Origin of the sequence: Amycolatopsis rifamycinica, from assembly GCF_000695625.1 — a bacterium.
Classification (GTDB): domain Bacteria; phylum Actinomycetota; class Actinomycetes; order Mycobacteriales; family Pseudonocardiaceae; genus Amycolatopsis; species Amycolatopsis rifamycinica.
The window spans coordinates 133141-157486 of sequence record NZ_JMQI01000068.1; the positions used below are offsets into that span (position 1 = coordinate 133141).

Sequence of the window (24346 nt, forward strand, 5' to 3'; positions counted from 1 at the left end):
CGGGGGAAAACCCTGAACGGACCCGTATTCCGCGTCGCCGCCGCGGTCGCGGCCGCCGTCGTGCTGGCCGGGTGCACCGCCGACCCGCCGCCGCCACCGCCCGCTCCGCTGGCGGAACTGTCCGGCATCCAGGCGACCGGCGGCATCGGCGTCACCGCGCTGCTGCCGACCGCCGGACCCACCCTGTTCGACGCCGACCGCGGCACCGCCGTCAGCCCGCCCGGCTACCCCGGCGGCGACGTCCGGCTGGACGCCGTCCGCGCCGGGACGCACGTCGTCCTGACGGCCCGCCCCCGCGACACCCGGAACCCCGAGCCCTTCGAGATCCTCGAGTACACCGGGCCATCGAGCCCGCCGCGATCCTTCGGCCGCGCCTGGTCGGCGGCGCCGGACGCCGGCGGCGAAGGGCTGTGGCTGATCCGGCAGGACGCGCCGGACGACTGCCGTCTCCAGCACGTCTCGTTCGCCGCGGGCGAGCTCGGCCGCGGCCAGCCGGCCAGCTGCCGCACCCGGGTGCGGACCGAGACCGCGCACGGCCTGCTGATCACCATCAACGCCGACGCCGCCGAGTCGACCGACGCCCTGATCGAGCCGGCGACCGGCCGCACGATCCGGCAGGCGCCGCGCATCCTCGGCGCGGCCGGTGACTGGATGCTGCTCGACGGCCTGACCGACCTCACCCTGGTCGACCTGCGGGACAACCGCAGCCAGAAGCTCAACCGGCCCTCGATCGGCGCGGCGCCCACCGTGGTGCCCTCGCGCGAAGGAGCCGTCTGGGCCGTCGACTTCGCGAACCCCGCCTACCGCGGCACCAACACGCAGACGAGGGACATCTGGCTGCTGCGCCCGTCCGGGCCGACCTGGGACCACGCTCCCGGGATGCCGTTCGTCACCGAGCACCTCGACCGCGGCTTCGCCTGGTCGGCCGCCGGTGACCTGGTGCTCGCCGACCGCGTTCTCGCCGCCTGGCACCCCGGCGAACCGCAGTGGCGCCTGGGCCAGGCCGCGCTGCCGAAGAGCGACTGGTCCGGCCTCGCGATCATCCCCTGAGGGTCACTCCCCGTCGAGGCCGTGCTCGATCGCGTACCGGGCCAGCTCGACGCGGTTGTGCAGCTGCAGCTTCCGCAGCGTCGACTGCACGTGGTTCTCCACCGTGCGGTGCGACAGCACCAGCCGCTCGGCGATCTGCCGGGCGGTCAGCCCCTTCGCGACCAGGCGCAGGACGTCGGTTTCGCGCTCGGTCAGCCTCGGCGGCTCGGCCCCCTCGGCCGGCGCGTCGGCCATCCGCCGGTACTCGCCGAGCACCAGCCCGGCCAGGCCCGCGGTGAACACCGGGTCGCCCGCGGCCGTCCGGTGCACGGCGTCGACCAGCTCCACCGCGGACGCCGACTTGACCAGGTAGCCGGACGCGCCCGCCTTCACCGCCTCCAGGACGTCCTTGTGCTCGCCGCTCGCCGAAAGCACCAGCACCTTCGTCGACGGCAGCGCCGCGGTGATCTCGCGGGTGGCGTCCACGCCCGACGTGCTGCCGAGGTTGAGGTCCATCAGGACGACGTCCGGCTGCACGGTGCGGGCGATCCGCACCGCCGCGTCGGCGTCCGGCGCGGTCGCCCGCACGTCGAAGCCGTGTTCGGTGAGGTCGCGGGCCACCCCGTCGCGCCAGATCGGGTGGTCGTCGACCACCATCACGGAGATCTGCGGTTCGTCGCTCATCTCGCACCCCTCGTACTCGGCACCCTGACCTCCCACTCCGTGCCCCGGCCGGGCCCGGTGTCGAGGGTCGCGCTTCCCCCGAGGTCGCGGACCCGCCCCCGGATGGATTCCACCACGCCGAGGTGCCCGTCCGCGGCGGCTTGCTCGAGAACGCCGTCCGGTATGCCCGGTCCGTCGTCGCGGATGCTCACCACGACCTCGTCGCCGAGGTCCTCCAGCAGCACCCACGCGTGCGCATCCGGGCCTGCGTGCTTCTCGACGTTCGACAGCGCTTCGCGGGTGACGGCGACGAGCTCGCCTGTGACGTGCGCCGGCAGCTCGACGTCGTCCGCGGGGGCCGAAACCTGCACCGACGACGTCGCGAGCAGCTGCAACGCGGCCCGCAGGCTCGTCCGGCCGCTTTCGTTCGGCTTCACCGGCTCGGTCGTGACCAGCGACCGCAGCGCGATCTCCTGCTCGCCGGCCAGCCGGGCCAGCTCCGCCGCTTCGCCGCCGACCTCGTTGCCGCGCTTGCGGACGCGGGCGAGCACCTGCAGCACGCTGTCGTGGATCGACCGGGCCAGCCGCTCGCGCTCGGCCGTCGCCGCTTCCTTCCGCAGCGCCTGCTCCAGCCGCGCCGCCGACCGCCGGGCCATCGTCGAAGCCATGCCGACGAGCAGCCCGGCGGCGGCGAGCAGGACGCCGTCACGAGCGACGTCGATGTCGAACTTCTCCCGCGCCAGCGCGGTCGCCACGCCGACGACCAGGCCGGCGAGCACCCCGCCGACCGCGCCGAACCGCGCGCCCGCGGCCACCGGCGGCACGGCCGCCCACACCGTGGTGATGAGCGGGACGTTCTGTGCGAACTGCGTGTCGCTGAGCACCCACGGCGACGTCAGCAGCAGCCCGGTGGTGAGCACCAGGTCGAAGACGACCAGCGCGGGCGGCCGCGTCCGCTCGCGCAGGTAGAGGAAGCCGCTCACGGCCGACCAGACGGCCATCACGCCGACGATCGTCCACGCCAGCCACTCGCGCCGGTACTCGCCGCTCTGGACGATCACCGTGCCGCAGGCGAACGCCCAGGTCAGGAAGCGGAAGGCGGTCACGCCCCGCCACATGGGCGTGACCGGGTCGGGCGTCCTGCGGACGGTCACTTCTCTTCGTCGTCCTCGCCGCGGGTGGGCACCGTGGCGCCCGGGGACCCGGGCTCGGCGTCGTTCGGCTGCGCGGCTTGGTCGGCGAGGACGTTCACCTCGGCCGGGTCCGGGTTCTCCTCGTGCAGCAGGGACCGGACGCCCGCGTTGAGCACGGCCAGGATCGGCACCGCCATCAGGGCGCCGGCGATCCCGCCCACGACGAGGCCGACGGTGATGGCGAGGACGACGGAGAGGGGGTGCAGCTTCACCGCGCGCCCGAGCAGCAGCGGCTGCAGCACGTGGCTTTCCAGCTGCATCACGCCGATCACGATGGCCAGCACGATCACCGCGCCGATGAAGCCGTTCGTGACCAGGGCGATCAGCACGGCGACGCCGCCGGTGATGACCGCGCCGATGATCGGGATGAACGCGCCGAGGAACACCAGCGTGGCCAGCGGGATCACCAGCGGCACGCCCACGATCCACAGCCCGACGCCGATGCCGACGGCGTCGACGACCGCCACGGCCGCCGTCGCCCGCACGTAGCTGACCAGCGACGCGAACCCGCGGCGCCCGGCGACGTCCACGCGGTTGCGGACCCGGCCGGGCGCGACCCGCACCAGGAACGTCCAGATGCCCTCGCCGCCGCTGAGGAAGAAGATGGTGATGAACAGCGTGAGCAGGAAGCCGGTGACGATCTCGCCGACCGTGCCCGCCGTGGTCAGCGCCGTGTCGGTGAGCCAGCTCTGGTTGTTCTGCAGGAACCCGAAGACCTGGTTGATGAACTCCTGGATCTGCTCCTGGCGCAGGTGCACCGGGCCGTTGATCAGCCAGTCCTTGATCTGGTTGAGGCTGTCGTTGAGCTGCTTCTGCAGCTGGGGCAGCCCGCTCGAGAACTGCGTGACGACGAACGTCAGCAGGCCGCCCAGCACGGCGAGCCCCGCGATCAGCACGATCGCCGTCGCGAGTCCCCGCGGGAACCGGACGGCCACGAGCTTCTGCACGGCCGGCGCGAGCAGCGCCGAGAGCAGCAGGGCGATGCCCAGCGGGATCACGACGACGGACAGGCGGCCGACCACCCACCCCACGGCGTACAACGCCGCGGCCACCACGATCAGCCGCCACGCCAGGGCCGCGCTGATGCGCAGGCCCCGGGGGATCAGCCCGGTGACGTCCTCGTGCTCCGGCAGGAACGGGTCTTCGCGTCGCGCGTGGGTCACCGGATCACCGTAGCGGCTGGACCGCCCGATCCGGCCGCTTTCCCGCCGCCGCGTCCGGCACACGGGCCGGCCAGGCGTGATCACCGACCGTCAGACCGGGCTACACGATGTGTCTTTCACACGATGGGGGCATCAAGTCGTGTCGAGGATGCGCGGCGGCGCGCCGGTTTGATTAGGTCGCTTTCGCAACGGCCGGATCACGAACCCAGCACGAGGAGACGACGAGTGGCGATCACCGCGAACGAGGGGCAGGGCGCCAAGCGCGTCGGCCGTCTCGTGTCGCGTGCGCTGCTCGTGGTCGGTGGCGCGGTGGCGGGCACCGCCGCCGCGTGGTTGGTCTCCGGCGCCGCCGCTTCCGCCGACACTGCTTCCGCGGACACCACTTCCGGCGGCACCGTCCAGGTGGGCACCGCCTCGGTCACCCCGGTCACCGACGCCACCGTGGCCGGGATCGGCGACGCGAACCGCGGTGCCGGGCACTTCTCCGGCGAGGTCGCCGGCGGGGTCGCCGAGGTGGCCTGCCACCAGGAAGCGACGACGTGGAGCGAGCCGCAGGCCCCGCGCCCGTGCGGCCCCACCGACGCCGCCACGGTCGGGCACGAGGTGTCCGAGCACGTCGACGCCTCGGTGACGGACCTCGTCGACGACGCGGTGCTGAGCCCGGCCCAGCGCACCCTCGGCGCGTTCGAGCACATCGCGCGCAAGCCCGAGGACACCCGCCAGGTCATCGAGGAGACCATCGCCCCCGCGCCGGCCAAGAACTTCGGCCGCCAGGTGTGGCAGCTGCTCGACCCGGCCGGGCACGGCGACCTGGTCCCGTTCCCCGGCCTCCCGGGTCTCGCCCCGGCCGGGGCGGAGCCGGTGACCACCACCGGTGAGGGGGCGGGCACGCCCGCCGTCTCGACCGTCGAACTCCCCGCCGCACTGCGAGCCGCGCTCGCGATGCCGGCGGGCTGGCAGCCCGACGACGTCACCGGGGCCGCGGGGCATTCCCGCCACGGCCGCGGTGACCTGCCGTCGCCGCTGAACCCGGCGCAGCTTCCGGTCGCGCCGGCCGTCCCCACCGCCCCGGGTGGCACCACGGCCCCCGGTGGACACCTCGACGGCTTCAACTTCGGCGTCCCCTTCTGGACGACCGAAGCCGTCGACACCGCCGTCGCGGCGATGAGCCGCGCCGGCCTGCGCCACTCGCTGCGCACCCCGGGCGAACAGCCCGGCGTCACTCCTGACTGAACACCTCCCTCCACGGGTCGCTGACGCGTCCACCTCCGTCGTTCCCTGACGGCTTCGCGTCCGCTCCACACCCGTGACACGGCGGTGCGCTTTCTCGCGCCCGCAAGAAGTTCCACCCCCCCCTCGGTGCGCTCGGACGCCTTCCTCTTTCGACGGGCGCACCCTCATGAACCCGCAAGGGAACCCGAAATAAAGGAGAAAAACCCCATGCAGACGTGGGCAAAGCGCGGACTCCAGACCGCATTTGTCACGGGTGGGTTGCTGATGCTGGGCACCGGCATCGCCTCGGCTGACGAGAACGTCAACCCTGACACCCCTGCCTCGCCGCTCGACCTGAACGTGACGGCTCCGATCCAGGAAGCCAACAACGCGGTCGGCACCCCCTTCGGCCAGCTGGACCTGCCCGCCGGGCAGACGGAGCTGAGCACCAAGCCGGTCAGCAAGGCCGTCAACGAGGGCTCCAAGCACCTCGACTACTCGAGCCCCGTCAACGACACCACCCTGGGCGGCTCGTCCCAGGCCGACGGTGCGGGTGGCTTCACCCCGGGCCACAACAACCTCAAGGGCAACAAGATCAGTGGCGACGTCGTCGTCCCGATCCAGATCGTGGACAACGCGGTCGGCGTGGTCGGTGACGCGCACGTCAACGGCACCCAGCACCAGCAGACCTGGGGCCACGACCAGGACGTCAAGACGACCGGCGAAAACTCGAGCATCGCGGGCAACGCCGTCGTCCTCGACTGGGCGCTCCCCGTCCAGATCGCCGGCAACGGCGCCGGTGCCGCCGGCGGCACCGGCCGCGTGACCGGGGGTTCGGCCAGCCAGAGCACGACCGAGACCGGCGACGTCGACACCAACGGCGACGGCTCGGCCCTCTCGGGCAACGTGGTGGCGGGGCAGTTCGCCACCCCGGTGCAGGTGACCGGCAACGCCGCTTCGTACCTGCTCGGCAACGGGCAGAGCCACGGCTACCAGGCCGACACCGTCGCGGCGTCCGGCGGCTCGCTGCTGAGCTCCGGTGACAACGCCTCGGACTCGGGCAACGTGGTCGGTGCGCCGATCGCCCTGCCGGCCAAGTTCAACTGCAACGCCGGTGCGGTGTGGGGCTCGCTGGCGAACGCCGCCGGCTGCGTCACCTCCGCGGACGCGTTCGCCGGGGCCACCCGCAAGGGCAGCCTGGGCATCCCGACCTACCTCGAGACCAGCGGCGACGACTCGTTCCTGTCCGGCAACGCCGGGGCGGCCTCGCTCTCCCCGATCGCGAACGTCGCGGGTGTCGCGGGCTCGTGGATCGGCAACGCCTCCTCCGGCCTCCCGTGCGTCGGCAGCTCCTCCAGCACTGTCGACTCGGGTGGCTTCGTCAAGACGACCGGCGACGACTCGAGCGGGTCGGGCAACGTCCTGAACCCGTCGCTCGCGCTGCCGGTCGAGGCCTTCGGCATCGGTGGCACCTACATCGGCCAGGCGACCTCCGCGCACGACAACACGACCGACGCCAACGCCGGCAACGGCAGCTACACCAAGGGCAACCGCGCCGTCCTCGGCGGCAACATCGTCAACACGCAGGCCGCGGGCGCGCCCGAGGTCTTCGGCGTCGGCGGCAGCCACATCGGCAACGCGACCGGCACGGCGACCGAAGACAAGACGGTCACCGCCGGGGCGTACGACGGCACGCAGGGCAACGACTCGGCCGGCTCGGGCAACCTCGTCCAGGTCCCGGTCGGCCTGCCCGCCGAGGTCTTCGGCATCGGCGGCTCGTTCATCGGCCAGGGCTCCGGCGCGGCCGACGAAACCAAGGTCGTCTCCGGCGGCGGCGGTGGCAGCACCGTGGACGACGGCGGCTTCCTGAGCTCGAACCTGGGCACCGTCCCGCTCTCGACCCCGGTGCAGGCGGCCAACATCGGTGGCGCTCTCCTCGGCCAGGGCCACGGCAAGGGCTCGACCGACACGACGTCCAACGCGGGCGGCGACGTCAAGGCCCACGGCCCGGCGGGTTCCGCCGCGGGCAACATCGTCGAGGCCCCGGTCGCGCTGCCCGTGCAGGCGATGGGCGTCGGTGGCGCGGTCGGTGGCATCGGCACCGGTAAGAACGACAACATCACCGACGTGACGGCGGGCGGCGACGCCGTGACCGACGGCCGCGACGGTGCGCTGACCGGCAACATCGTGAAGGCCCCGGTCGCGGGCGCCGGCTCGGTCTTCGGCGACGGGATCGCCGGGGCCGCGCTGGGCACCGGCGAGGGCACCAACGACGTCGACTCCGAGGCGGGCGGCGACGCCACCACCAGTGGCGACCGCGGCAGCGTGGCCGGCAACATCGTCGGCGCGGACCCGCTGGCGGTGGCGCAGGTCTTCGGTGACGCCCCCGGCGTCGTGGGTGTCGCCAGGGGCGCCGGCATCAACATGACCGAGGTCGACAACGCGGGCGACGACACCACCTCCGGTGTCGAAGGCGCGCTCTCCGGCAACATCCTCGACCTGCCGCTGACCGCGATCGCGCAGATGTTCGGCGACTCGGCGGCCGTGGGCGGCGTGGCGCACGCTCTCGGCGGCAACACGCTGGCCACGGAGAACGGCGGCAAGTCCGTCACCGCGGGCGACCACTCCAGCGTGTCGGGCAACAACCTGTACGGCGCGTTCGCCGCTCCCGTGCAGATCTTCGGGGTGCCGTTCGAACTGCTCGGGGTCGCCACGGCGCAAGCGGCGAACCTGACGCGCGTCGACGAGGACGAGGACACCCTCTTCCCGGCCGAGGGCGCGGAGCTGGCGGCCGGCGAACTGCCGTCGCTGGCGGCGGTCCGCAGCGGCCTGCCGGCCAAGGGACTGCCTTCGCTGGGCGGTCTGCTCGGCGGCCTGCCGATCACCGGTGAGCTGCCGTCGCTGAACGGGCTGACCGGCAAGCTGCCGATCGGCGGGCTGTCCACCCAGGGCCTGCCCTCCGTGTCCGGGCTCGCCAGCAACCTGCCGACCGCCGGACTGCCGGTCCGCAAGCTGCCCTCCGCGACCGGCCTGGCCCCGAAGCTGCCGGACGCCGAGGTGTCCGCCGACGGCCTCCCCTCGGTGCCCACGACGATTCCGGTCGGCCTCGAGCGCGCTGACGTCCCGTCGGCCGCCACCCCGCTCGCCGGGCTGACGAAGTCGGCGCAGCTGCCGGCCGTCGGCGGCCTCACCGGCACGCCGGCGCTGCCGAAGGCGACCCTGCCGGCCGTGGGCGGCGTGCTGCCGGGCCAGACGCAGCGTGCCGACCTGCGTGGCGCGGGCCTGCCGGCCGCGGGCCTGCCGGCGCTGCCGGCCGTGGGTGGGCTGCTGCCGGGCCAGACCCAGCGTGCGGACCTGCGTGGTGCGGGCGTGCCGGCCGCGGGCCTTCCCGTGGCGCTGCCGGCGCTGCCGGCCGTGCTGCCGGGTCAGACCGAGCGTGCGGACCTGCGTGGTGCGGGCCTGCCGGCCGCGGCCCTGCCCGTGGCCATGCCGGCGCTGCCGGCCGTGCTGCCGGGCCAGACTCCGCGTGCGGACCTGCCGACCGGTGAACTGCCCGTCGCGCTGCCGGCCGCTCCGGCCCTGCCGTCCACCTCGGCCCTGCCGGTCACCCCGGCCGTTCCGGCCGAGCTGCCGGTGAACGCCAAGCTGCCGCTGCTGGACAGCGCCCCGCAGGTGCCGGCGATGTCGGGCCTGGACTCCACCGGCTTCCTCGCGAAGCTGATCGGCCTGATCAAGCGCAAGTAGTGCACCGAAGCCGGGCGGGCTCAGCCAGAGCCCGCCCGGCCCCCGATCCCACTGCCGCGGACAGGCGCTCCACCGCGCCGCGAGGGTGACCTCGCACGGAGCGCCCCGGCCCGCGACAGCGGAACCGAAAGGCTCTCCTTCCCTGGAGACGACGAGCCCCAGGAGCCACCCGGCTCCTGGGGCTCGCTCGCGTCTCCGGGGCGATCAGGAAAACTGGAGCGAACGCTTCGCCAGGCCGTGCCAGAAGCCGTCGATGACCGTGCGACCCGAACGCTCGTCCGAGGTGGCGCCGAGGGAGACGAACAGCGGCGCGAAGTGCTCGATCCGCGGGTGGGCGAGCGTCGCCGCCGGCGCCTTGTGCCGGAAGTCCAGCAGCGTGTCGACGTCGCCGCTGCCCAGGACCTCGGCTCCCCAGTGGTCGAACTCGGCCGACCAGGCGGGCGGCGTCCCGTCGGTGGCGCGGGCCATGCCGCTCAGGTTGTGGGTGAAGAAGCCGCTGCCGATGATCAGCACGCCTTCGTCGCGCAACGGCGCGAGCTTGCGGCCGAGGTCGAACAGCTCCCGCGGATCGAGCGAGGGCATCGAGACCTGCAGCACCGGGACGTCGGCGCCGGGGAACATCTCCACCAGCGGCACGTAGGCGCCGTGGTCGAGGCCGCGCTCCGGGGCGTCGTGCACCGGCGTCTCCGTCGAGCGCAGCAGCTTCCGGACCTTCGCCGCCAGCTCGGGCGCGCCGGGAGCCGCGTACTTCACCCGGTAGTAGCGCTCGGGGAAGCCCCAGAAGTCGTACACGAGCGGCACGGTCGTCGTCGCCCCGATGGTCAGCGGCGCCTCTTCCCAGTGCGCCGACACGACCAGGATCGCGCGGGGTTCCGGCAGGTCGGCGGACCATTCGGCGAGCTGGCGGGTCCACGTCGTGTCGTCGGCGAGCGGCGGGGCGCCGTGGCTGAGGTAGAGAACCGGGGTGCGGGTCATCGAGCGCTCCAGTGCTTGAAAGTTCAACTACTATGTAGTCGACACCGGCGCGCCCTCGGATATTCCTCAGGCGGCTCCGAGGTTGGCGGCGCACTGTTCCAGCGTTCGCAGCGTGGTGCGGTAGTCGTCCTCGCCGATCCCCTCGACGGCTTTTGCGCGGAACTCCTTGACGCGCTCTTCGACCCGGGCGTGGGCGGCTCGGCCGTCGGCGGTCAGGGTGCCGTCCTCGGCGACCCAGCCGCGGGTGCGCAGGTCGGCCACCTTCGGCGCCATCGAGCCCTCTCCGGCGACGAACGGCGCCATCGCCGTGTCGACCTGCTCCGGCGTGCGGGCGCCGAGGGCGATCGTGTTGAGTACCTGCCAGTGCCGGCGGGTCAGTGACTCCGCGTCGAGGACCTGGGCCATGGAGGATTCGAGGAGCTCGTGGAGGTGGCGCAGCCACCAGCCGAGGGGTTTCATGAGGACTCCGATATGTCAACGAACAACTACATGTAAAAGTACATTCAGTTCGGAGGTGGAGCAACCATGCCGGACGCCGTGGCCGACGTCGAGCGCGCCATGATCGCGATCCGCCGCAGCCAGCAGCGGCGGGCCCTCAGCCGCATCGGCAAGGCCAGGGGCCGCGGGGCGCACGACCCGGTGTTCGAGCTGCTCGACGTCGTCGAAGAGCTCGCCGAACGCGGGGAACCCAGCACCGTGACGGCCCTGAGCGCGGCGATGGGCGTCGACCAGCCGCGCGCCAGCCGGCTCGTCGCGCGCGCTGTCGAGCAAGGGCTGCTTCGCCGCGAAGCCGATCAGCGCGACGGACGGCGTGCGGTGCTCGTGCCGACGCCCGCCGGCCAGGCACACCTCGACGAACTGCACGCCTTCCGGCGCGGGGTGTTCGCCGAGGTCATGGCGGACTGGCCGGAGGAGGACCGCGAGAACTTCGGCCGGCTCCTCACGGCGTTCGTCCGCGGGTACAGCGCTCTCGGCTAGTCGTGCGAGAGGTCGACGAAGCGGCTGTAGTGCAGCTGGTGCGCGACGGTGATGGTCGCCGTCGGCCCGGCGCGGTGCTTCGCGATGATCAGGTCCGCCTCGCCCGCGCGCGGGTCGTCCCGCTCCCAGGCGTCCGGGCGGTTGACCAGGATGACGAGGTCGGCGTCCTGCTCCAGTGAGCCGGACTCACGCAGGTCGGACAGCATCGGGCGCTTGTCCGTGCGCTGTTCCGGACCACGGTTCAGCTGGCTGATCGCGATCACCGGGACCTCGATCTCCTTGGCCAGCAGCTTCATCTGCCGGGAGAACTCCGAGACTTCCTGCTGCCGCGACTCCACGCGCTTGCCGGACGTCATCAGCTGGAGGTAGTCGAGGACGACGAGCTTGAGGTCGTGCCGCTGCTTCAGCCGCCGGGCCTTGGCGCGGATCTCCATCATCGTCATGTTCGGCGAGTCGTCGACGAACAGCGGCGCCTCGGACACCTCGCTCATCCGGCGGGCCAGCCGCGTCCAGTCGTCGTCGGACATCTTGCCGCCGCGCATGTCGGCGAGGCGGATCTTGGCCTCGGCCGACAGCATGCGCATGACGATCTCGGTGCGGCTCATTTCCAGCGAGAAGATGACGCTGGTCAGGCCGTGCCGAATGGACGCCGAGCGCGCGAAGTCGAGGCCGAGGGTCGACTTGCCGACACCGGGGCGGGCCGCGACGATGATCATCTGCCCGGGGTGCAGGCCGTTGGTCAGCTCGTCGAAGTCGGCGAACCCGGTCGGGATGCCCTGGGACTGGCCGCCGCGCGAGGCGATCGCGTCGATCTCGTCCATCGTCGGCTGCAGCAGCTCTTCCAGCGCGACGTAGTCCTCGCTGGTCCGCCGCTCGGTGACGTCGTAGATCGCGGCCTGCGCGCGGTCGACGACCTCGTCGATGTTCGCGCCGTCGCCCGCCGCCGCGCCGTAGCCGTACTGCACGATCCGGGTGCCCGCCTCGACGAGCCGGCGCAGCACCGCCTTCTCCGAGACGATCTCCGCGTAGTACCCCGCGTTCGCCGCCGTCGGCACCGTCGCGATCAGCGTGTGCAGGTAGGGGGCCCCGCCGACGCGGGCCAGCTCTCCGCGCCGCTCCAGCTCGGCCGACACGGTGATCGGGTCGGCGGGCTCGCCACGGCCGTAGAGGTCGAGGATGCAGTCGTAGATCGCCTGGTGCGCCGGCTTGTAGAAGTCGTCGGGGCCGAGCGCCTCGATGACGTCGGCGACCGCGTCCTTGGACAGCAGCATGCCGCCGAGCACGGACTGCTCGGCCGGGATGTCCTGCGGCGGCTGGCGGTCGAAGCCGCCGGGGCCGGGGTCGCTCGGACCCGGGTCGGACTCCGCGTACATCGGACTGCGGTCGTCGGTCAGCGCCACCGCCCCGGACACCTCCTCATCGTGTCGAACATCCGTTCGATTATGCCGGATCTTCGCTCTCGAAGCACGGGCCGGCGCTCGTGCACCGGCCCTGGCGGACCTCGTCCCCCGATGATCGGCGACAACGCCGGCCGGCTGCCGCAGACACGCGGAGCACCACCGTGAGTACAGGCCCGAGCGGGCACGCTAGATCCCCCGGAAGGCCGATGGCAATTCAGGGTGGGGACCCTTCTGTGGACAACCTGGGGATGAACGGGGGTAACCAATCACAGGTGCCCCGAGAGCTGTGGACAAGTTGGGGACAAGCGTGCTGGGCTTAACTGAATCCGCAGGTCAGAGGCTGTGTACAAGGTGTGGAGAACTCGCGGAAAACTCGTCCGGCGTGTCGCGAGAAGTCCGTCCTTCGGCGTGTCGTGGACCAGCTCAGGCCCATTGACCCCAGGGAGCTGTGGATGAAATCACGGAGGGTAGACGCGTTACCCGGTGGGCTGAACGGCTCGTCGATCAAGCCGCGGTGAGCCGGCCCTGTGCGCTGCGTAACCGATCGGCGAGAACGCGCTGGTCGGCCGGGGTGAAGGCGATCCGGTTCTCGCCCCGGCCCGGAATCTCTTCGGTCAGCCACCGGCCTTCCGAGGTATCGATGTAGTTCACCGGGCGTTCGATCCGGTGCCGCGCGCCGGTGCGGCTGCGGGCCGCCACGTAGAGGCTGCCGCTCCCCATCCGGCGCAACGCCAGGATCCGGCGGAGCTCTTCGACCTCCTGCGAACCCTCGGCCGGGCGGTCGCTGCGCAGCACCGCGAACCCGGCGCCGTCATCGCCGCGGGCGGTCCCCTCGATCTGGCTCTTCGGCACCGCGAGCGGTGTCCCGCGGCCGGGCGCCAGCTTCGGGATCTGGCCGAGGAAGTCGTCGAGCAGCTCGTGCGGCCTGGTCGACTCCAGCACGACGACGTCCAGCTCCTCGTGCTTGGCCAGCACGAACGCCTCGCCCCCGGCGCTGCCGGCGAGCAGCCGGTAGCTCACCGGCTTGCCCTGGAACCCGCCGTCGATCCAGCCGTAGTACTCCAGCTGCGGCCGGGCGATCGCTTCGATCGTCGCGACGAACCCGGGGTGCATGCCGCGCGGGCCGAACAGCCCGGCCTTGGCGAGCTCGGCGTTGGTCTGCTCGTCTTCGGCGCGCTGGGCCTCGTCGCTGTACCAGGTCGGCGTCTCCGACAGCACCGTGTGCGGCTCGCCGCCCCGGCGCCGGATCAGGTTGATCAGGGTGCCGGTCGTGATGGTGACCTGCCTGTCCAGCACCGCTTTCCCCCAGAAAGAATCGGACACAGAGAAATAAGATCGTGTGGTGAACCCGCGAGAGCCGGGCGCGCCCATCTTGGCACGCGCCCGGACGTCCCGCGTGCGCTACTCGCCGATGACCGGCGGCGCGGTCAGCTCGTCGGTCCCGAAGATGTCGTTCGGGTCGTCGCCGAGCAGGTACTTCGACGTGCGTTCCTCGTCGCCGCCGCCCTGGCCCTTGGCGCCGCCGGGGTGCATGCCGCCCATGCCCCCCATCCCGGAGGCACCGCCGCGGCCCGCGGCCGCGCCACCCGTCGCCCCGCCGGCCCCCGCGCCGCCCCGGCCCGCGCCGGCCGCGTCACCGGCGCCGGCACCGGGCATGGCCCCGGTCGACGCGCCGGGCCCGAAGCCCACGCCACCCGGACCGAAGCCCGCCGCCGGGTCGCCGATCCCGCCCGAGCCGCCCGGCCCGAAACCGCCGCCGGGGATGGAGAAGTCGCCCGCGCCGCCGCCCCCGCCACCGGGGCCGAAGCCGCCGCCGGCGCCGGGGATCTTCGGCGGGACGAACCCCGACGAGTGGGTGCCGTCGCCGAAGTTCGGCGGCGTGTACTGGCCGGCCCCGGGGATCCGGGACGGGTCGTAGTTCCCGCCCGGGATCTTCGAGGGGTCGAAGTTCGGCGGTTTCGACGGGTCGAAGCCCGGCACCTTGCCCGGGTCGAAGTTCCCCCCGGGGGTGTTCGGCTGGCCGGGGAAGGACGGCACGCCGCCGGGCCCGGGCATGGTGACGCCGGGCACCGAACCCGAGCCGTTGGGGTTCCCGCTGCCGGTGCTGTCGCCCGAGCCGTTGCCGTCCTTGCCGCCCGGCTTCTTCTTGCCGTCCTTGCCGCCGCCGTCGACGTTGACGTTCTCCTGCTGGCCCTGGAGCGCGGAGTACGTCGGCATCGCCTGGCCGTTTTCGTTGCTCGCCTTGTAGTAGGTGTTGAAGGCGTCGACGTTGGCCTGGCCCTTGGCGTTGTAGTCGCGGATCGCCCGGTCGGTGTCGGTCGTCCACGGCGTCACCGCGTTGAGCAGGTTGTTCTTCGGCGGGTCCTTCGGCACCTGCTGGACCTGCGCGTGCACCGTGGTGAAGGCGCTGTGCTGCTCGCCGAGGTACTTGTCGGAGTCGGTGAGCTTGGTGCCGGAATCCTCCATCCACACCCGCAGCGGGTGGGCGCCGGCCTGCTGCGCCGCTTCGGCGCCGCCGCCGGTCCAGGCCGCGTCCATCTCCTTGGCCAGCGCGTCGATGGTGGTGAGACGTTCCTGGTAGGCGCCCTTCAGCCGGCTCGCCGCCGACTGCCCGCTCTCGATCGAGCCGGCGCCGGGGCCGGTGGTGATCTTCTCCCAGATGTCGTAGCAGTCGATCTTGCGGTCGCCCTGCACCGACGTGTGGTCGTCCGAATGCGTGGTCGCCATGTTGTAGGCGGCGAAGCCGCCCAGGAGCACGAGCTCCAGCATCTCAGCCTCCCAGGGTGCGGATCATCGACTCGCCGAACTTCATCGCCACGGAACACGGGTCCGCCGCGCCGGCGCCGTTGTCGTACTGGACCAGGATGTTGACCGTGAGCTGGTCGGTCACCGCGACGAACAGGCCGCACTTGCCGTTCTTGCGGTCGTCGACCGCGGCGGCGTAGACGCCCGGGTAGCCGTAGGCCTGGGTTTCACCGAAGTAGGCGTCGTTCGCCTTGGTGTCGTAGACGTCCTGCAGCCCGTTCTTGTTCGCCGTCACCGTGGTCACGTCGATCTGGTTGCCCGGGTCGGCGGCTTCCTGGAACGTGCAGCTCGGGCCGTTGCCCGTGGTCCGCGGCTGCCCTTCGCCGAGGCCGAGTGAGGAACGCCCGGACGCGCTCATCGTCGCGCAGGCGTCCGAGGTGATCGACGCGGTGTTCAACGGGACCGGCACCCTCGGCGCGGTGTCGGCGGTGGACCGGGTGGTCTCGCTGCCCGATTCGGCCGTGGACGGCGCCGGGTTGGCGGTGCCCCGGGTCTTGCCGCCGCAGCCCGCGAGGGCGAGCACGGCGAAGGCCAGCGCCGGGACGGCGATGCATCGTCGGTTCACGTGGCCTGGTTCCCCGTCTTCGAGAGGTCGGTGAAGGCGTCCGACTCCTTGGTGGTGATCTTCTGCTTCGCGGCGGTGAGCGCGTCGATGTAGTTCTTGACGTACTCCTGCATCTTCTGGTTCTGCTCGAGGAACGCCTTGCCGGACGGGTTCGCGAGCTTCTCCCAGTCGCCGCTGGCGAACTCCTTGCCGGGCGCCTTCACGTTCGCCATCAGGTTGGCGTCGGCGTAGTCGCGCTTGAGGTCGGCCTGCAGGTCCTGCCACTTCTTGATGACGCTGTCGATCTTGTCGGCGTCGAACGTGAAACCGCCACCGCCGCCGGCCGGCGCGGACATGTTGACCTCGTTAGCCATGCGATCCCATCCCCTTCGCGTCCTCGCCCATTCTCCTCCGACGCCGCCACGGTGTCCGAGGTTCCCCGAAAAGCGTGAAGGCGGGCCACCCGCCAGGGGGTGACCCGCCTTTTCACGACGTTGCCGCCTTGACCTACTGGGCGACGGCCTTGACCTCGAGCCGCACGTCGACCTTGACGTCCGGGTGCAGCCGGGCGCCGACCGAGTGCTTGCCCACGGTCTTGATGTGGTCGCGCAGCTCGATGACGCGCTTGTCGAGCAGCGGGCCACCGGCCGCCTTGATCGCGTCGACGATCTCGCCGGCGGTGATCGAACCGAAGAGCTTCTTCGAGCCCTCGGCCGCCTTGCCGGTGAGCTGGATGGCACCGAGGCCCTCCAGCGCCGCCTTGATCTCCTTGGCGTGGTCGAGGTCGCGGATGCGACGGCTCTCCTGCGCGCGCTGGATGGTGCGCACATTCTTCTCCGCGCCCTTGGAGGCCGCGATCGCGTAGCCCCGCGGGAGCAGGTAGTTGCGCGCGTAGCCGTCCTTGACCTCGACGATGTCGCCGGGGCCGCCCAGGTTGGCCACGTCCGTGGTGAGGATGATCTTCGCCATTTTCGTGCCCTCCCTTAGCGCGCGGTCGAGGTGTAGGGCAGCAGCGCCATCTCGCGGGAGTTCTTGACCGCGATGGCGATGTCACGCTGGTGCTGGCTGCAGTTGCCGGTGACGCGACGGGCACGGATCTTGCCGCGGTCGGAGATGTACTTCCGCAGCAGGTTGGTGTCCTTGTAGTCGATCAGTTCCGGGCGGCCCTTCTTCTCGGCCTTGCAGAACACGCAGACCTTCTTCTTGGGCTTGCGGATGGGTGGCTTGGCCACTGGTTACTCCTGGAAAGTCAAATCTTTGTGGATGTGTACGAGATCAGAAGGGGGGCTCGTCCGAGAAGCCGCCGCCACCGCTGCTCGCGGCGGGCGCGGAACCCCACGGGTCGTCGGCCGGCATTCCGCCACCGCCGCCGCCGCGGTTCCCACCGCCGCCACCGCCGCCGCCGAAGTCACCGCCGCCACCGCGGCTGACCTTGTTGACCTTGGCCGTGGCGTAGCGCAGCGAGGGGCCGATCTCGTCGACCTCGAGCTCGACGACGGTCCGCTTCTCGCCTTCCTTGGTCTCGAACGACCGCTGCTTCAGACGGCCCTGCACGACGACGCGGGCGCCGCGGGTCAGGGACTCAGCGACGTTCTCCGCCGCCTGCCGCCAGATGTTGCAGCGCAGGAAGAGAGCCTCGCCGTCCTTCCACTCGCCGGACTGCCGGTCGAGGGTGCGCGGGGTGGACGCGACGGTGAAGTTCGCGACCGCCGCACCGGACGGGGTGAAGCGCAGCTCCGGGTCGGACGTCAGGTTGCCGACCACCGTGATGACGGTGTCTCCAGCCATCGGGGTTCCCCTCGGGCTCAGGCCTTGGCGGCAGCGGGCTTGGCCGCGGCGCGCTTGACCTCGCGACGCATGACCTTGGTGCGGAGCACGGTCTCCTGCAGCGACAGCTGCCGGTCGAGCTCCTTGACCGCGTCCGCGGAGGAGTTCAGGTCCAGCAGGGCGTAGATGCCCTCGGCGTGCTTCTTGATCTCGTACGAAAGGCGGCGGCGGCCCCAGACGTCGACCTTCTCCACGGAACCGCCCGAAGTGCGGATCACGTTGAGGAAGTTGTCCAGCGTGGGGGCGACCGTGCGCTCGTCGAGCGTGGGGTCCAGGATGACCATTACCTCGTAATGGCGTGACACAACCACTCACCTCCTATGGGCTCGCGGCCACGGACTGTCCGTGGCAGGAGGGTTTGTCCAGGTAAGGCTACCTGGGGGTACCGACAGGACCGGACGGCGGGGGTCAGCCGGCCCGGCGCAGGACCCAGGTGCGGACCAGCCCGGCGGTCACGCCGGCCAGCACGATCACCGCGAGCAGCATGGGCAGCTGCACGTCGTTGGACGCGCCGTTCGAGGCCAGCGACTGCGCGTTGCCGGCGTCGCGGACGTCCGCGCCCTGGCCGCTCTGGTCGCCCTGGCCCGCCTGCGGGGCCGACGCGTCACCGGGCAGGGTGCCGTTCGCCGGGTACCGCACGCCGGGGGCGACGGCCGTGCCGGCGGTGGCGGTGGGGATGCCGCCGTAGTCGCGCATCGGGGCGCTGCCGCCCGTGCCGCCGGCGGTGCCCGGGTTCAGGTTGGAGAGGTTGCCGGCGGCGCCGCCGGGTGCGGTGTCGGTGCGGGCCTGCGGGGTGCCGGCGTTGCCCGCGCCCGGTGCGCCCGGTGCGACGTAGTTCGTGGCGATCGTGGTCAGCCCGCAGCCCTGGGCGACCCGGCTCTTGATCGAGTTGAGCACCTTGGTCTGGGTGTCGGGCAGCACGCCGAGCCCGGCCGCGCCCTTCAGGGCGTTCGCCACGACGGTGCCGATCGCGTCGCCGGCGATGGTGCCGCCCGCCGAGTTCGGCACCGTGCCGACGTTGAGCGCGCCCTTGCCCGCGATCGTGTCCGCCAGCGCGTCCGGCCAGACGGTCGCGAAGGTCAGCACGTTGACCTGGTCCTTCGCGCCCTGCCGGACGAACTCCTTCACCGACGAGCCCTGCACGGCCACCGTGTCGCCCATGCTGCCGCCGACCGAGCCCGCGCAGGTGCCCGCGAGGGTCGTCGCGGCGGAGGCGGTGCCCATGGAGAAGAAAGCTCCGCCGACCATGAACGCGGCGATGGCGGTGACGGTCATGGTCTTCCGCACGAGCTGTCCTCCAGGGGGGATCACGGGGGCGTCGTTCGAGGCGACACCAGGATGAACGAGGGAGATACGCGAAAGATACTCGGCAGTTGGATCAATTCGCAGCGGCCATCCGGCGGATCACCCACGTGCGGACGAGCCCGGCGCTGACTCCGGACAGTGCCAGAACGGCCAGCAGCAGCGGAAGATTCGACCCGTTCGTGAAACCGTCCGATGCGGACGGTAGCGCTTCGGCCTGACCCGCCGTCTGCACGCCGGAATTGCCGTCCGACGTGCCATCCGGACCGGTGAGGCCGTACTGCGGGGCGTACCCGGGGATCTGGCTGCCGTACCGGAGCGCGGGCGACGGCGTGAACAGGCCGGCCGTCGCGAACGGGATGCCGCTGTAGTCGCGCATCGGGGCGTAGCCCGTGCCGAGGGCGAACGGGAAGCCGCCGAACACCGGGGTGCTCGCGAAGCCGGGCAGGAGCGGGCTGTTCGCGTCCGGGATCGGCATGGTGCCCGCCGGGGTGCCGCCCTGCGGCGCGCCCCCGGACCCGCCCTGGGCCGGCGGCGGCTGCTGCTGGTTGCCGCCCGTGCCCGGCTGCGGCGAGGACTGCTTGCCGCCACCGCTCACCGCGCTCAGGCCTTGCTGGACGCCGCTGGTCACGCCCTGGACGCCCTGGTTGATCGCGCTCGCCGCGGGTGCGCCGACGCCGGGGAGCGGTGCGACGACGGTGTCCACCACCTTCACGGTGACCGAGCAGACCGTCTTGAGCAGCCCGCCGACGGTCGTGGTCAGCACGGTGGTCGCCTGGGTGACGATGCCCAGGTCGATGAGCGGCAGGCCGAGCAGCGAACCCTGGATGTGGTCGCCCGGCGCGGCCGACACGGTGCTGCCGCAGGGCACGGTCTTCGTCTCGGCCGAGGCGGTGCCGGGGAGTCCGAGCACGGCGGAACCCGCGAGGACGACCGCCGCCGCACCGACCGCCGTAGCCCTCCGTGTCCGATCCTGCATGCTCGCCGCCCCTGGTGTCGTCGCCTACTTACCAGTACAACGACGCTAAGGCAGCCGGGTGACGCCCGCTCGCTCAGAAATGTCCGGCATTCGGGTGGAAGCCGGCGTCACCGTGCGTCAGGCGGGGTTGCGGCGGATCCAGGCGCGGACCAGCGCGGCCGCGACGATCGCCAGCGCCAGCACCGCGAGCAGCATCGGCAGCTTCGCCGGTGGGGTGACCCCCGGCAGGGCCTCCGCCGTGCCGGACTTCTGGGCGTCGACGGTCGGCGGCGGGACCTGCTGGCCGGGGATGATCTGCGCGATCACCGGCGCCTGCAGCAGGGTGCCCGGCAGCAGCGCGGCGTTGGTGAAGATGCCCGAGATGGCGTCGCCCGCCAGACCGGCGTTGCCCTGGCCGGTGACCACCGGGCCGATGCTGCTGCCCGGCGGGTTCGGTCCCGGGCTCGGCGGGTTCGGGCCGGGCGGAGCGGGCTGCGGTGGCTGCGGCTGGGGCGGGTTCGGGCCCGGCGGCAGCGGCAGCGGCGGCAGTGGCGGCAGCGAGGGCAGTGGCGGCAGTTCGGGAACCACGTTCTGGGTCAGGTCGCCGACGGCGTTGACCGTGGCCTGCGCGGCCGGGCAGACGCCCTTGGCCGCCGCGTCGCCGACCACCGGCACCCGGCCGATGCCCAGCGCCTTCACGGTGTCGCCGAGCGGCAGCGTGAGCAGGGGGGCCGTGCCGTTCGTGTTCCGCGAACTCGAGTCGAGGCCGACGGTCAGCTGGTTCGGGGCGTTCAGCGGGGCGCCGGCGTCCAGGGTCAGGCCGGGTGAGCTCCCGTTCTGCAGCGTGGACCCGCAGCTCCCGCCGAGTGTCGGGCTGGTGCCGGCGCTCGCCGGGCCCGGCGCCGTCAGCGCGGCCGAGACGGCGATGGTGAACCCCAGTGCGGTGATCCGGGCGACGTGCTTCCCCATCATGCCCCTCCGGCAGGTCGGACCGATTTTTCGATCACGGAACGCGCTCACGGTACTCCACGAGCGTCACCAACCGGGCTCACCGGCCGGAAATGGGGTCCGGAGTACCGTGCTCGGCATGCTGATTGGCGCCCATATCCGTGACGACGACCCGTTGACCGCGGTCGCCGAGCGCAAGGCCGACGTCGTCCAGTTCTTCCTCTCCGACCCCCAGGGCTGGAAGGCCCCGAAGCCGCACCCGCACGGCGAGGCCATCGCGGCCGACCCGGTCGAGGTGTTCATCCACTCGCCGTACCTGATCAACGTGGCTTCGCTGAACAACAAGATCCGGATCCCGTCCCGGAAGAACGTCACGCAGCACGCGGACGGCGCCGCGGCGATCGGCGCGAAGGGCCTGATCGTGCACGGCGGGCACGTCGGCGCGAACGACGACGTCGAGGCCGGCCTGGACAACTGGCGCAAGCTGTTCGAGCGCGAGCAGGAGAAGGGCGGCTTCAAGGTCCCGATCCTGATCGAGAACACCGCGGGCGGCGAGAACGCGATCACCCGCGACCTGGACATCATCGCCCGGCTGTGGGACAAGGTCGGCGAGTTCGGCGCCGGGTTCTGCCTTGACACCTGCCACGCGTTCGCCGCGGGCTGGGACCTGGCGACCGCCGTCGAAAAGGTCAAGGCCATCACCGGCCGGATCGACCTGGTGCACCTCAACAACTCCCGCGACGAGTTCGGCTCGACCCGCGACCGGCACGCCAACGTCGTGCGCGGTGAAGGGACGATCGACCCCGAGGTGCTGGTCGCCGTCGCGCGCGAAGCGGGCGCCCCGGTCGTCGTCGAGACGCCGCCCGACGGCCAGGCCGCCGACATCGCCTACCTGCGCGAACAGCTGGGTTAGACGGTCACGGCCCGCCGGCGGCGCCGGGTGGCGTTCGGGATGATCACGTCCCGGGCGCCGTCGAGGAAGCCGCCGGCCGGGTCGTCTTCGCCCTCGATCCGCACCAGGTCGGTGGCCGGGCGGTAGATCTCGCGGACGACCAGCACGCACAGCCCGACGACGGCGAGATCCCGGACCACCACCGTGCCGAGGAACCAGCCCTCGGGCAGGCCCTTGTGGTCGACGCCGAGGTAGTAGAACATCCGCGGCACCCAGACGACGGCGTCGATCAGCATCCAGCCGAGCAGCAGCCGCCAGCGCGGGATGGCCAGCACCGCCAGCGGGACGAGCCACAGCGAGTACTGCGGGCTCCACACCTTGTTCGTCAGCAGGAACGCGGCCACGACGAGGAACGCGAGCTGGCCGACGCGCGGCCGCCGTGGCGCGGCGAGCGCGAGGTAGGCGATTCCCGCGCAGCAGGCCAGGAACAGCACGGCCACCGTGATGTTCAGGTACGTCGGCGTCTGGTTCTTCTGCAGCACGCCGTCGAACCCGGGCCAGCCGCTGACGTACGAGAACACGTTGTAGAGCGAGTCCGGGTCCATCGGCCGCAGGGTGCTCATCCGGAAGAACTCCCACCAGCCGCGGGTCGCGGTGAGGATGAACGGCGCGTTCACCGCCAGCCACGTCGCGACCGCGGCGCCCGCGGTCTTCCAGAACGGCGTCAGCTTGCCCGCGCGCAGGCACAGGGCGAACAGCACGCCGAGCAGGAGGAGCGGGTAGAGCTTCGCCGTCGCGCCGAGCCCGAGCAGGAGCCCGGCGAGCAGGGGCCGTTTCCGCGCCCAGGCGAGCAGGCCGGTGGCGGTGAACGCGGTCGCGAGCGCGTCGAAGTTGGTGAAGGCGTGCACCAGGACCAGCGGCGAGATCGCCACCAGGACCATGTCCCACGGACGGCGTTTGACGGTCCGGCCGGTCGCCCAGACGGTGACGAGCCAGGCGAGCCCGAGGAAGAACGCGGTGATGTCGAAGTAGATCGCCACCGGCAGGGCGCCCGGCAGCCAGCCGGACCGGGCGACGTTGTACCAGCCCGCCGCGAGCTTCGCGTTCACCCACTGGAACAGGCCGGTGAGCACCGGGTACTCCATGTACCGGGTGTTGTCCTCGGCGGTCTGCGAGCTTTCCCGCCACGACGTGTAGTACGGGAAGGTGCCCGGCCGGTCGAGCCGCTCGGAGCCGTAGAGCGGCACGATGTCGGAGTAGCACATGGCGACGAACGGGCGGCCCGCGCGCCAGTCGAGCTGGGTGTTGCCGCCGGCGTCCTGGTACTGCTGGATGCACGAGCCCTTGCCGAACCAGCACAGCATCAGGGCGAGCGTGGCCAGCAGCAGCCCGACGCGCTGGGGCGACCAGAACCAGTGCCTGCCGACCGCCGCGTGCTCACCCAGCGGGCCGCCCAGTGGTCTGGTGACCGCCGCGGCGAGGGGCTCGTTCCAGCTCGGGACGACCCGTTCCGCCCGGGTCAGCGTCACGGGGCCGGGTTCCGCCTCCCGCGTGGTCTCCTCTGGCACGAGGCGGATCGTATCGGGGATCGGGGTGCGCGGCGGTGAAGCCGGTGATCATGCCGGATTCGCGTAGAACGAGGCCAGGATCTCCGCGGCCGCGCCGCGGGTCACGAGTTCCTCGCCGGAGGTGTCTTCGACGACCTCGATGCGCTGCCAGTGCGGCACCGGCAGCAGCTCCTCGAGCCGTGCCGAGACGGCCTCGCGGTGGACGTCCGGCTCGTCCCGGACCGCCCGCCCGGCCAGCACGATCCGCTCCAGGTCGAGCACCTGGACCAGGTCGGCCAGCCCGATGCCGAGGAAGCCGGCGGCGGCCCGGGTGTCCGGCGCGCGCTTGGCCATGATCTCGACGCAGCCGCGCCGCCCGCAGCCGCAGCGCGGCCCGTCGAAGGCGATCGTGGTGTGCCCGAACTCACCCGCGTTGGTCCGCGGGCCGCGGTAGAGCCGCCCGTCGATCAGCAGGCCGACGCCGATGCCGGTGCCGACGAGCACCACCGCGGTCGCCGTCGGCTCGCCGTGCGGCCAGAGCCGGGCGAAGGCGGCGGCGTTGGTGTTCTTGTCGAGCGTCACCGGCAGCCCGGTGCGCTTCTCGAGCAGGTCGCGCAGGGGGACGTCGTGCCAGCCGGGCATGTTCGTCGCGTCGCGGACCAGGCCGGCGAGGTGGTCCAGCGGACCGACCGCGCCGAGGCCGAGCCCCAGCACGTCGAAGCCGTCGGCGAGCTCGAGCGCGGTGGCGCCGATGGCTTCGACGGCCTGCTCGGGCGGGAAGCCGGGCGGGAGCGGGCCACCCGCCGTTTCCTCGACCTCGCCGATGAGGTTGGTGCGCAGCACGCGGTACTCGTCGCGGTCGAGGCGCGCGCCGAGCGCGTGCTTGGCGCCCGCCCGGATGCGCAGCGCGGTGCGGGGTTTGCCGACGCCGGCGGAGGGCTGCCGCCGCTCGTCCAGCAGGCCGGTGCCGAGCAGTTCGGGGACGATCTTGGAGACGGCCTGCTGGGTGAGCCCGGTGCGTTCGGCGAGCTCGACCCGGCTGAGGCCGCCGGCGCGCAGGATGTGCGTGAGCAGCAGGGCGCGGTTGTGGGCGCGCACGTCGCGCAGGTTCACCCCGGTCTCCGCCATGGACGAGATCTTCGCACGTCTGGCCAGTTAGGCAACGC

General features: G+C 72.1%; 24 protein-coding genes. 5 read left to right on the forward strand and 19 right to left on the reverse strand.

The window, feature by feature from the left end:
* The first annotated feature begins 60 nt into the window (after positions 1 to 60).
* Positions 61 to 1050 (forward strand): hypothetical protein, encoded by a 990-nt coding sequence (locus DV20_RS33320; RefSeq protein WP_043787102.1) that lies wholly within the window; start codon positions 61 to 63, stop codon positions 1048 to 1050.
* 3 nt (positions 1051 to 1053) lie between these two features.
* On the opposite strand, the gene DV20_RS33325 is transcribed toward DV20_RS33320, so the two are convergent.
* Genes DV20_RS33325 through DV20_RS33335 form a run of 3 tightly spaced genes read right to left on the reverse strand, consistent with a single transcriptional unit; the run spans position 1054 to position 4048 of the window.
* The gene (locus DV20_RS33325; RefSeq protein ID WP_043787103.1) at positions 1054 to 1713 is read right to left on the reverse strand and encodes a response regulator; all 660 of its coding nucleotides are present in this window, start codon (positions 1711 to 1713) and stop codon (positions 1054 to 1056) included.
* Positions 1710 to 2846, reverse strand: coding sequence for a MacS family sensor histidine kinase (gene macS, locus DV20_RS33330; protein WP_043787105.1), 1137 nt, complete (start codon positions 2844 to 2846; stop codon positions 1710 to 1712). Before macS ends, DV20_RS33325 begins: the two co-directional genes overlap by 4 nt.
* Positions 2843 to 4048 carry an AI-2E family transporter gene (locus DV20_RS33335; RefSeq protein ID WP_043787258.1) on the reverse strand — a complete coding sequence of 402 codons (1206 nt, stop codon included), beginning with the start codon at positions 4046 to 4048 and terminating at the stop codon, positions 2843 to 2845. Before DV20_RS33335 ends, macS begins: the two co-directional genes overlap by 4 nt.
* A 225-nt stretch (positions 4049 to 4273) precedes the next feature.
* Between DV20_RS33335 and DV20_RS33340 the strand changes: the two genes are divergently transcribed.
* Positions 4274 to 5281 carry a hypothetical protein gene (locus DV20_RS33340; protein ID WP_043787106.1) on the forward strand — a complete coding sequence of 336 codons (1008 nt, stop codon included), beginning with the start codon at positions 4274 to 4276 and terminating at the stop codon, positions 5279 to 5281.
* A gap of 207 nt (positions 5282 to 5488) precedes the next feature.
* Positions 5489 to 9004 (forward strand): beta strand repeat-containing protein, encoded by a 3516-nt coding sequence (locus DV20_RS33345; protein WP_235191052.1) that lies wholly within the window; start codon positions 5489 to 5491, stop codon positions 9002 to 9004.
* 204 nt (positions 9005 to 9208) lie between these two features.
* On the opposite strand, the gene DV20_RS33350 is transcribed toward DV20_RS33345, so the two are convergent.
* Both DV20_RS33350 and DV20_RS33355 read right to left on the reverse strand, forming a co-directional pair.
* Complete coding sequence (locus tag DV20_RS33350) at positions 9209 to 9979, reverse strand: dioxygenase family protein (RefSeq protein ID WP_043787109.1); 771 nt, start codon at positions 9977 to 9979, stop codon at positions 9209 to 9211.
* A 66-nt stretch (positions 9980 to 10045) separates the two neighbouring features.
* On the reverse strand, positions 10046 to 10438 hold the full coding sequence (locus DV20_RS33355; RefSeq protein WP_043787111.1) for a MarR family winged helix-turn-helix transcriptional regulator: 393 nt from the start codon (positions 10436 to 10438) through the stop codon (positions 10046 to 10048).
* Positions 10439 to 10504: 66 nt separating this feature from the next.
* On the opposite strand from DV20_RS33355, the gene DV20_RS33360 reads away from it, so the two are divergent.
* Positions 10505 to 10957, forward strand: coding sequence for a MarR family winged helix-turn-helix transcriptional regulator (locus tag DV20_RS33360; RefSeq protein ID WP_043787112.1), 453 nt, complete (start codon positions 10505 to 10507; stop codon positions 10955 to 10957).
* On the opposite strand, the gene dnaB is transcribed toward DV20_RS33360, so the two are convergent.
* The 12 genes from dnaB to DV20_RS33420 form a co-directional block, all read right to left on the reverse strand.
* The gene (dnaB, locus tag DV20_RS33365; protein ID WP_043787113.1) at positions 10954 to 12357 is read right to left on the reverse strand and encodes a replicative DNA helicase; all 1404 of its coding nucleotides are present in this window, start codon (positions 12355 to 12357) and stop codon (positions 10954 to 10956) included. The genes DV20_RS33360 and dnaB overlap by 4 nt on opposite strands.
* Before the next feature lie 504 nt (positions 12358 to 12861).
* Positions 12862 to 13653, reverse strand: a complete 792-nt coding sequence (locus DV20_RS33370; protein ID WP_043787114.1) for an ESX secretion-associated protein EspG — start codon at positions 13651 to 13653, stop codon at positions 12862 to 12864.
* Positions 13654 to 13758: 105 nt separating this feature from the next.
* Positions 13759 to 15126 (reverse strand): hypothetical protein, encoded by a 1368-nt coding sequence (locus DV20_RS33375; protein WP_043787115.1) that lies wholly within the window; start codon positions 15124 to 15126, stop codon positions 13759 to 13761.
* 1 nt (position 15127) lies between these two features.
* On the reverse strand, positions 15128 to 15727 hold the full coding sequence (locus DV20_RS33380; RefSeq protein WP_043787116.1) for a DUF3558 domain-containing protein: 600 nt from the start codon (positions 15725 to 15727) through the stop codon (positions 15128 to 15130).
* Positions 15724 to 16080 carry a hypothetical protein gene (locus DV20_RS33385; protein ID WP_043787117.1) on the reverse strand — a complete coding sequence of 119 codons (357 nt, stop codon included), beginning with the start codon at positions 16078 to 16080 and terminating at the stop codon, positions 15724 to 15726. Before DV20_RS33385 ends, DV20_RS33380 begins: the two co-directional genes overlap by 4 nt.
* 133 nt (positions 16081 to 16213) lie before the next feature.
* On the reverse strand, positions 16214 to 16675 hold the full coding sequence (gene rplI / locus DV20_RS33390; RefSeq protein WP_043787118.1) for a 50S ribosomal protein L9: 462 nt from the start codon (positions 16673 to 16675) through the stop codon (positions 16214 to 16216).
* Between the two features lie 14 nt (positions 16676 to 16689).
* Positions 16690 to 16938 carry a 30S ribosomal protein S18 gene (rpsR, locus tag DV20_RS33395; RefSeq protein WP_003098744.1) on the reverse strand — a complete coding sequence of 83 codons (249 nt, stop codon included), beginning with the start codon at positions 16936 to 16938 and terminating at the stop codon, positions 16690 to 16692.
* 43 nt (positions 16939 to 16981) lie between these two features.
* Entirely contained in the window at positions 16982 to 17494 is a 513-nt protein-coding gene (locus tag DV20_RS33400; protein WP_043787121.1) for a single-stranded DNA-binding protein, read from the reverse strand.
* A gap of 17 nt (positions 17495 to 17511) precedes the next feature.
* The gene (gene rpsF, locus DV20_RS33405; protein ID WP_200876551.1) at positions 17512 to 17838 is read right to left on the reverse strand and encodes a 30S ribosomal protein S6; all 327 of its coding nucleotides are present in this window, start codon (positions 17836 to 17838) and stop codon (positions 17512 to 17514) included.
* A gap of 103 nt (positions 17839 to 17941) precedes the next feature.
* Positions 17942 to 18808, reverse strand: coding sequence for a hypothetical protein (locus tag DV20_RS33410; RefSeq protein WP_051736239.1), 867 nt, complete (start codon positions 18806 to 18808; stop codon positions 17942 to 17944).
* Positions 18809 to 18911: 103 nt separating this feature from the next.
* Positions 18912 to 19748, reverse strand: a complete 837-nt coding sequence (locus DV20_RS33415; protein ID WP_043787264.1) for a hypothetical protein — start codon at positions 19746 to 19748, stop codon at positions 18912 to 18914.
* 183 nt (positions 19749 to 19931) lie between these two features.
* Complete coding sequence (locus DV20_RS33420) at positions 19932 to 20765, reverse strand: hypothetical protein (protein ID WP_043787122.1); 834 nt, start codon at positions 20763 to 20765, stop codon at positions 19932 to 19934.
* 115 nt (positions 20766 to 20880) lie between these two features.
* Here DV20_RS33420 and DV20_RS33425 point away from each other — a divergent pair, with 115 nt between their 5' ends.
* Positions 20881 to 21654, forward strand: a complete 774-nt coding sequence (locus DV20_RS33425; protein ID WP_043787265.1) for a deoxyribonuclease IV — start codon at positions 20881 to 20883, stop codon at positions 21652 to 21654.
* Here DV20_RS33425 and DV20_RS33430 read toward each other — a convergent pair.
* Together DV20_RS33430 and DV20_RS33435 are read right to left on the reverse strand one after the other, a co-directional pair.
* The gene (locus DV20_RS33430; protein WP_043787123.1) at positions 21651 to 23201 is read right to left on the reverse strand and encodes a glycosyltransferase family 87 protein; all 1551 of its coding nucleotides are present in this window, start codon (positions 23199 to 23201) and stop codon (positions 21651 to 21653) included. The two genes, DV20_RS33425 and DV20_RS33430, sit on opposite strands and share 4 nt — an antisense overlap.
* 48 nt (positions 23202 to 23249) lie before the next feature.
* Positions 23250 to 24308 carry an ROK family transcriptional regulator gene (locus DV20_RS33435; RefSeq protein WP_043787124.1) on the reverse strand — a complete coding sequence of 353 codons (1059 nt, stop codon included), beginning with the start codon at positions 24306 to 24308 and terminating at the stop codon, positions 23250 to 23252.
* Between the last annotated feature and the right edge of the window lie 38 nt (positions 24309 to 24346).